This is a genomic window from Streptomyces hygroscopicus subsp. hygroscopicus, assembly GCF_001553455.1.
GTDB lineage: Bacteria > Actinomycetota > Actinomycetes > Streptomycetales > Streptomycetaceae > Streptomyces > Streptomyces hygroscopicus.
In genome coordinates this window covers 1-7273 of record NZ_BBOX01000040.1, presented here as the reverse complement: position 1 = coordinate 7273, position 7273 = coordinate 1, and the positions used below count along the sequence as shown (strand labels likewise).

Annotated in this window: 8 protein-coding genes; 2 read left to right on the top strand and 6 right to left on the bottom strand. The window is 73.6% G+C overall.

The window, feature by feature from the left end; genetic code table 11:
- Positions 1–120: 120 nt before the first annotated feature.
- The 3 genes from AXW62_RS05495 to AXW62_RS05485 form a co-directional block, all read right to left on the bottom strand.
- Positions 121–1695 (bottom strand): ABC transporter substrate-binding protein, encoded by a 1575-nt coding sequence (locus AXW62_RS05495; protein WP_060943492.1) that lies wholly within the window; start codon positions 1693–1695, stop codon positions 121–123.
- Between the two features lie 373 nt (positions 1696–2068).
- On the bottom strand, positions 2069–3016 hold the full coding sequence (locus AXW62_RS05490) for a DsbA family oxidoreductase (RefSeq protein WP_060943491.1): 948 nt from the start codon (positions 3014–3016) through the stop codon (positions 2069–2071).
- On the bottom strand, positions 3013–3423 hold the full coding sequence (locus AXW62_RS05485) for an RrF2 family transcriptional regulator (RefSeq protein WP_060943490.1): 411 nt from the start codon (positions 3421–3423) through the stop codon (positions 3013–3015). The genes AXW62_RS05490 and AXW62_RS05485 overlap by 4 nt, the downstream gene beginning before the upstream one ends.
- A 95-nt stretch (positions 3424–3518) precedes the next feature.
- On the opposite strand from AXW62_RS05485, the gene AXW62_RS05480 reads away from it, so the two are divergent.
- Both AXW62_RS05480 and AXW62_RS05475 read left to right on the top strand, forming a co-directional pair.
- Entirely contained in the window at positions 3519–4025 is a 507-nt protein-coding gene (locus tag AXW62_RS05480; protein WP_060943489.1) for a cupin domain-containing protein, read from the top strand.
- Between the two features lie 110 nt (positions 4026–4135).
- On the top strand, positions 4136–4372 hold the full coding sequence (locus AXW62_RS05475) for a hypothetical protein (RefSeq protein WP_030825037.1): 237 nt from the start codon (positions 4136–4138) through the stop codon (positions 4370–4372).
- Between the two features lie 28 nt (positions 4373–4400).
- On the opposite strand, the gene AXW62_RS05470 is transcribed toward AXW62_RS05475, so the two are convergent.
- The 3 genes from AXW62_RS05470 to AXW62_RS05460 all read right to left on the bottom strand — a co-directional run bounded on the left by AXW62_RS05470 (position 4401) and on the right by AXW62_RS05460 (position 7104).
- Positions 4401–4997 carry a helix-turn-helix domain-containing protein gene (locus tag AXW62_RS05470; protein WP_060943488.1) on the bottom strand — a complete coding sequence of 199 codons (597 nt, stop codon included), beginning with the start codon at positions 4995–4997 and terminating at the stop codon, positions 4401–4403.
- Between the two features lie 151 nt (positions 4998–5148).
- Complete coding sequence (locus tag AXW62_RS05465; RefSeq protein ID WP_060943487.1) at positions 5149–6207, bottom strand: acyltransferase family protein; 1059 nt, start codon at positions 6205–6207, stop codon at positions 5149–5151.
- Positions 6208–6402: 195 nt separating this feature from the next.
- On the bottom strand, positions 6403–7104 hold the full coding sequence (locus AXW62_RS05460; protein WP_060943486.1) for a DAK2 domain-containing protein: 702 nt from the start codon (positions 7102–7104) through the stop codon (positions 6403–6405).
- Between the last annotated feature and the right edge of the window lie 169 nt (positions 7105–7273).

Sequence of the window (7273 nt, the reverse complement as noted above, 5' to 3'; positions counted from 1 at the left end):
GCGCGGAGGAGAGCAGGAAGACCGTGCCCGCCGTGGCCAGGACGCGGCCGAGCGAGCGGGGAACCCGGGCCGCCCGTACCGGCGTGCGGCGCGGCCGCGCGATATGCGGGGCGAGCGCGGTCATCCGGCCGTCACCCCCTCGAACCGCTGCACCACCGGGAGCGAGGGGATGGGGGAGACGGAGGAGGCGCGGGCGAGGGCGCGCGGCACCGTGTAGAGGAACACGTTCGGCATCGTGCGCACCGCCAGCGAGGTGGCCGCCCGCAGCACCTCCGGGTAGCGCGGCGACTCCAGCGGGGTGCGGCGCACCGCCCGTACGGCCGCGTCCAGTTCGGGCGTCGTCCGGCGGGAGGGGTTCATCAGCCCCTCCGCGCCGAAGAGCACCTGCATGGCCTGCACCGGTGACTCCCGCCCGGCGAACTGGTCGATGTACAGGGCCCGGGAGTGCTGGACGTACACCACCTGGGACGTCCGCGCCTCCGGGATGACCTCGATCCGGGCCCGGAACCCGACCCGGTTCAGCTGCGCCTGCAGCTGCTCGGGCACGCCCTGTGGCTGGGCGGTGGTGATGGTCACCTCGACGCCGTCGTGGTACCCGGCCTTCTTCAGCAGTGCGCGCGCCCGTTCCGGGTCGTGCCCGTACACCGCGCCGAGCCCCGGGTCGAACCCCGTATAGCCGGGCGGGAAGGGCTGGTGGTCCACCTCGCCATGGCCGAACTGCTCGCTGTCCAGCAGGGCCTGGCGGTCCACCGCGTATTTCAGGGCCGCCAGCACGGCGGGGTCGTCGAAGGGCTTCATGGTGGTGTTCACATCCAGGACACGCACCACCATCGAGGGGATGAGCTGTACCGGGAAACCGGCCTCACGCGCCGCCTTGACCTGGCTGAACGGGATCTGGGCCACATTGAGCCGGCCGGACTGGAGCGCGGCGAGGGCCGTGGTCTCGTCGGGCTTGGGATACGCCTCGAAACGCTCGACGGCGATGTGCTCGGCGTTCCAGTAGCCGGGGTCGCGGCGCAGACTCGCCATGGAGTTCTGGGTGTAGGACACCAGCCGGAACGGGCCGTGGCCGACCGGCCGGGTGGCCAGCCGCTCCTCCTCGCCGAACGCGGCGGGGCTGACCACCATGCCGGTCTTCCCGGCCAGCAGGGCGGGCAACTGGTAGTCGGCCTCGGTGAGTTCCAGGACCACGGTGTGCGGATCGGGAGCCCGTACCTCCGCGATGCTGGTCAGCTGGGAGGCGATCAGGGACTTGGGGTGGTTCTTGCCGCGCTCCAGGCTCTTCTTGACCGCCTCGGCGTTCACCGGGGTGCCGTCGGAGAACCGCAGGCCGCGGCGGAGGGCGAAGGTGAGGCGCCGGCCGTCGTGGGAGTAGCGCCAGGAGGAGGCGAGCGCGGGTTTGGCGCCGCCCTTGGCGTCGAGTTGGGTCAGCCCGGAGTAGACGAGGGACAGCAGGTGGACGTCCCAGCCCTTGGAGGAGAACACCGGGTCCCAGGTGGAGGGCAGGTCCCAGCCCCAGCGGAGGGTGTCGTCCCCGCCACCGGCCCCGGTCGTCGCCACCCCGCCGCAGGCGGACAGCAGCAGCGAGCCGCCCGCCCCCAGGGCGAGGCCCAGCACGGAGCGCCGGCCCGGGGCGGGGCCCGGTGGCGGATCGGGCGGACGGCGGACGGGAAGCGGCGCGGCGGCGGAAGTCATGGCTGGACGTCGCCTTTCGTGGTGTCAACTGAGCCCGGGACGGCCCTATGAGCCCGGGACGGCCGTGGCCGGGCACCCCGGCGCACAGCTCCGCTCGGCGGAGGTGGACAGGTGGCGGCCCGGACGGCCGGCGGCGGTGCGGCCCGGGAGGGAGAACGAGAGGAACGAGCGGACGGAGGCGCTCGGGACGCGGGGAATCGCGGGGGATCGCGGGGTGGAAGCCGGCGATCAGCGACAGATGGCGCTGGCGGTGCGCCGGAAGTCCACGTATCGGCACACCACACCGGGGTGCGTCGTCATCATGTGCCCATGGTGGGGGCGAGGACAGCGGGAAGTCAATGGACACCTTTCGGTGTCTCATTGGCCAAGACGGCTACGACCTGGGGGTTTTCAGCTCCGGGGCGGTGAGTGCCGGATGGGTGGCGGCCTCGTCGGGGTGCAGCCACAGCGGACCGCCCGCCGTCTCCACCCGTACGGCCCAGGGCGGGGGAGCGGCGCCGCCGGTGAGCATCGACAGGTCCGGACCGGTCAGGCTGCGGTGCTCCGCCAGCGCCTCCCCGGCGCCGGTCAGGGGCGCTTCCCAGCGGTGGCCGGGAGCCACCGTGCGCAGCGCCGCCGTGTACTCGGCCATGCTCCGCCACCCCGGCGCGGCCACGCGCCCGCCGGGGCCGGAGAACACCAGTGTGGGCAGGGCGTAGCGCACCCCGTCGTGGGTTTCCTTCACGCCCGTGCCGTGCGGCCCCGGGCCGTGGAAGGCGCGGGCCTCCGGGACGGGCGCCCGGGCCTCGGTGTGGTCCCGCCGGACGGCCGCCGCCACCACCGGCTCGGCCATCTCCGCGCCCAGCCGCCCCACGTCGACACCGTCCAGGCCGGCCAGGGCGCTCAGCACCCGCTCCGCCGTATCGGCCGGAGTGCCCAGCACGAACGTGGTCTCGCGCAGCCGCCGCAGCACCCGCTCCGCGGCCGTCGCGCCCTGCCGCTCAGCCGCCTTCGCGGCGAGCGAGGCGGGCCGGCTGGTGGCCGCCACCCACCGCAGCCGGTGTGCGTAGGGCGCCCGCGTATGGCGGGCGATATCGGCGACGTAGCGGCTGTACCACGCGGTCTCGGCCGCCGGGTCCGGTGGTGGATCGTCGTCTTCGTCGAAGAGGATGCCGAACACCCGGCGCCAGCGGACCCGCCCCGCGGTGAGCGTGCGCAGCCGGCGGAACGCGGGCTCCGACCCCCAGGCCCAGGGGCAGGCCGGATCGGTGTACTCCACGATCTCGACCGCGCCGTCGCCCGCGCCGGTGACCCGGGGGCGGCCGGGGCCCACGGGAGTCATACCGCCAGCCGTTCGCCGACCAGATCGCTCAGGGCGGTGGTGGTCAGCACCCGGCGCACATGGTCCTCCACACCGCGCCACACCCCGGGCAGTCCGGCCGCCGGGCCGTGGTACCCGAGGCCGTCCAGCCGCTCGCCGCGCAGCGTCAGGAACGCCCCGTCCACGGCGAGCACGATGTCCGCCAGCGTCGTCTCGGCGGGGTCGCGGGCGAGCCAGTAGCCGCCCTCGCAGCCGCGCTGGCTGCGGACCAGACCGGCCTGGCGCAGATCGCGGAAGACGGCCTTGAGGAACCGGAAGGGAATGCCCTGGGAGGTCGCTATCGCCTCGCAGGTGAGCGGTCTGCTCGCGTCCGCGGCCAGCTCCGCCAGCGCCCGGACCGCGTAGTCCGCCTTCGCCGAGATCTGCATACCGTCATTATGCAGCGTGTTTTCGCCGTATCGTGCCTGGTGAGAAAAAGGACACCTGTTGACATCCATTGCCGGGGCTTTCTACGGTCGAGGCCATGACGACGCCCGGCGACCACTCCGCGCAGCAGCACGACGCGTTCCATCCGCATCTGAAGGCCACCGCTCCCGGTGGTCCGTTGCGCGACCGGCTGCACCACATCCGTACCGAGGACGTCGACCCCGGCACCGCCCAGACCGAGGGCATGCGGCGGTTCGCCGCGATCAGCGGTCAGTCGGTGGGGTCCGAGCGGCTCTGGATGGGCCAGACCCATGTGGCACCGGACACCGCCTCGGCCAACCACCACCACGGCGAGTCCGAGACGGCCATCTTCGTGGTGCGGGGCCACCCCGAGTTCGTCTTCGCCGAGGAGCGGGACGGACGTGTGGAGGAGGTCAGGCTGCGCACCCGGCCCGGGGACTACATCTTCGTCCCGCCGTATGTGCCGCACCGGGAGGAGAACCCGGACCCCGACGACGAGGCGGTGGTGGTCATCGCCCGCAGTACCCAGGAGGCCGTCGTGGTCAACCTGCCGGAGCTGTACGTGCTGGACCAGGGGGACTGACCGGCCGCGCGGACATCCGGCTCGCCGAACCGGCGCCGGCCGTGCATTCAGCCGGTGCTCGCGGGTAATCGCCAGTGCTGTGCCCCCGCACCGAGGAAAGGAGCGGCACCGTGAGCGACGACCGGCGACCGGAGGACGACGAGAAGCGCGGCGGGATCCCCAGGGACCTCCCCGACCAGCAGGCGCAGGACGGACCCGACCACCTGGACGTGGCGGGCGCCGGCCAGGAGCCGGACGAGGCGGACGACGTCCCCGAGACGGACGAGTCCGGTACGGGGCGGCGGGGGAAGCCGCAGACCGGAAGCGTGCACCCCGAGCAGCCCGTCCCCGACGAGCCCTCGGGGTGAGCGCCCCGCGGCGGAACGGGAGCCGCGGTCAGCCGCCCGCGGGGCGGGCGCGGACGTGGATGCGCTCGCCCTGCGCCCCGAACAGGGAGAGGAACTCCACCGGCTGGTCCCCCGCGTTGGCGAAGGCATGCGGGGTGCGGGTGTCGAATTCGGCCGCCTCACCGGCCGTGAGCACCAGATCGTGCTCGCCCAGCGCCAGCCGCAGCCGCCCGGAGAGCACATAGAGCCACTCATAGCCCTCGTGCACCCGCCGCTCGAGCGGTTCGTCACCGGCGCCCGGCGCCCGGGCGGGCAGGATCTGCTTGTAGGCGTGCAGCCCGCCCAGATAACGGGTCAGCGGCACGAACGTGTTGCCGTACCGGGTGAACGGCCGCGGATGGATACGGGGATCCCCGGTGGCCGGCGCCCCCACCAGCTCGTCCAGCTGCACCCCGTACGCCTTGGCCAGCGGCAGCAGCAGCTCCAGGGTCGGTTTGCGCTGCCCCGCCTCCAGCCGTGACAAGGTGCTCAGCGAGATCCCGGTCGTCTCGCTGAGCTGGGCCAGGGTGGTGCCACGGGTGCGCCGCAGCTCCCGCAGCCGGGGACCCACGGCGGTCAGCACCTCGGTGAGGTCTTCGTCAGCCATGTCTTCATTTGCCACCTCGGCAAAGCCGTTTGTCAAGTGGCGGCGGCCGGGAGCACCCCGGGCCGGGGCCGGGGGAGCGTGCGGGGGCGGGGCGATCCGGCGCGCCGGCGGGTCCCGGCGGATCGCCGGCCGCCGGGGCCCCGCCCCGTTCTCAGGAACCGGTGCGCCGGAACGCCCAGTCCATGCGCGGCTCCAGCAGCACGCGCAGGGCCCGTCGCACCGGAGGTGCGCACAGCACGGTGATCATGAGCACCGCGGCCGCGGTGACGGCGAGCTCCCCGAGCGGGGTGTGCAGCCACGGATGGTCGTACCAGTCCCAGAACCGGGACGACTTGATGATGAAGCCGTGCAGCAGATACCCGTACAGCGTCCCCGCGCCGAGCGTGGTGAACCAGGTGCGGCGCCCCGGCACCCAGGCCAGGAAGCAGGCCGTCAGCACCAGCGCGAGGGCGAACAGGGCGGGCGTGGTGAGCAGACCGGCCCAGGGCGGTACGCCGTCCAGCTTCGCCACGCTCGTGCGGTGGTAGAACCACTCCGCGTCCAGCCAGGGCGCCACCGCGTACGCCGCGCACAGGGCGAAGATCCCGACCGGAAGGGAGGCCAGCCGGGCCCGGCGGGTCCGCAGCCGGGCGAAGTGGTCCGGCCGCAGGGTCAGTCCCAGCACGAAGAACGGCAGGAACGCCAGCACCCGCTGCAGGCCCAGATCCCCGCCGGTGTCCGGCGAGACCGAGGCCAGCGCGGCCACCGCCAGCGCCAGCGGCACCGGATGGCGCAGCGCGAGCCACAGCGGGGTGGTGAGCCGCCAGATGAACAGCGCGGCCAGGAACCACATCACATACCAGGGGTCGAGCAGGCTGATCGGATAGACCGGATCGTCCTGCGCCCAGCGGTAGAAGAGGGTGTACGCCACCTCGAACACCACATACGGCACCACGACCCCGGTGAGCAGCCGTTTCACCCGTTTCGGCGCCATGTCGAAACTTCGCGAGAAGTAGCCCGATATGAGGGCGAACGCGGGCATGTGGAACGCGTACACCAGCAGATAGACCGCGGTGGCGGCCCGGCTGCCGTAGGTGAGCGGCTCCCACGCGTGGCCACAGGCCACCAGCACGATGGTGAGGTACTTCGCGTTGTCGAAGTACGGGTCGCGCGTGCGGCCTCCCGATCCGCCGCCGTCCCGCGGTCGCGGGACGGCCGGGGGCGTGGTCACACGGGCGGGGGTCTCCTGCTGCACAGATTCTCCCGGACACCTTCGAACGAGCCGACAGTCGAATCCTGGTCGTCTGCCCGGCTCGGCCGGTCCCATGCGGCCCAGCACTCGGCTTCCGGTACGTGCCGCCCGGCGGTGGCGTTCACCGGCGGGCGGCACGTACCGGGATCACCTGGGGTGACCTCGGCTTCCCGCTCAGGACGCGGGAAGCCGGTCCAGCGAGGTCAGCTCCGCGTGTGCCGAGGCGAACAGCAGGGCGACGGCCAGGGCGCCGGGGTCCGGAACCCCCCGGGAGTGGTCGCCGGTGTAGCTGGCCCGCCCGCGGCGGGCACGCAGACCGGTCGTGGAACGGGCGCCCCGGTGGGCGGCGACCGCGGCCACGTGGAGCGCGTGGGCGGGGTCGGCGGTGGGTTCGCAGGAGGCGAGTGCCCGCGCGGCGGGGACGAGGGCGTCCACCATCGTCTTGTCGCCCACCTCGGCCTCGCCGACCCGCTGGATCGCGGCCGCCCCCGCGGCGGTGCCGAGGGCCAGCGCGGCGGTTCCGGGCGGGTCGGCGGCCATGCCCAGCGCGTCGGCGAGCTCCTGGAACAGCAGCCCGAACAGGGGGCCGCTGGTGCCGCCGACATCGTCGAGGAAGACCCGTGCGGCGGCGTCGAGCGGCACATCCGGGCCCCTCCGGCCGTTCCCGCCGCTCCCCGCGCCGGCCACCAGGGTCTCCAGCGCCCGGCGGACCCCGTCCATCCCGGTGACCAGATTGGCGCCGAAGTCCCCGTCACCCGCCTTCTGGTCGAGTGCGGTCAGCTCGGGTTCGACGGAGCGTACGGTGGCGGCGAACCGCGTCAGCCAGTCCATGACGGCGGTGTGGGTGAGGCCCTTCGGGGCGGGTCGGTCGGACATGGGCGGGGCAACTCCTCGGGACGGTGGCGGGGGTGCGGGGGCCAGGCGGGGGTGCGGGCCGGGTCACAGGGGCCGAGGCGGGTGGTGCGGGCGGGGGGCGGGTCCCCACCGAGCCGGCCAGGCGTCCGTCCGCCGTCGGTGGGCGAACCAGGGGTCGAGCGGAGAAAGC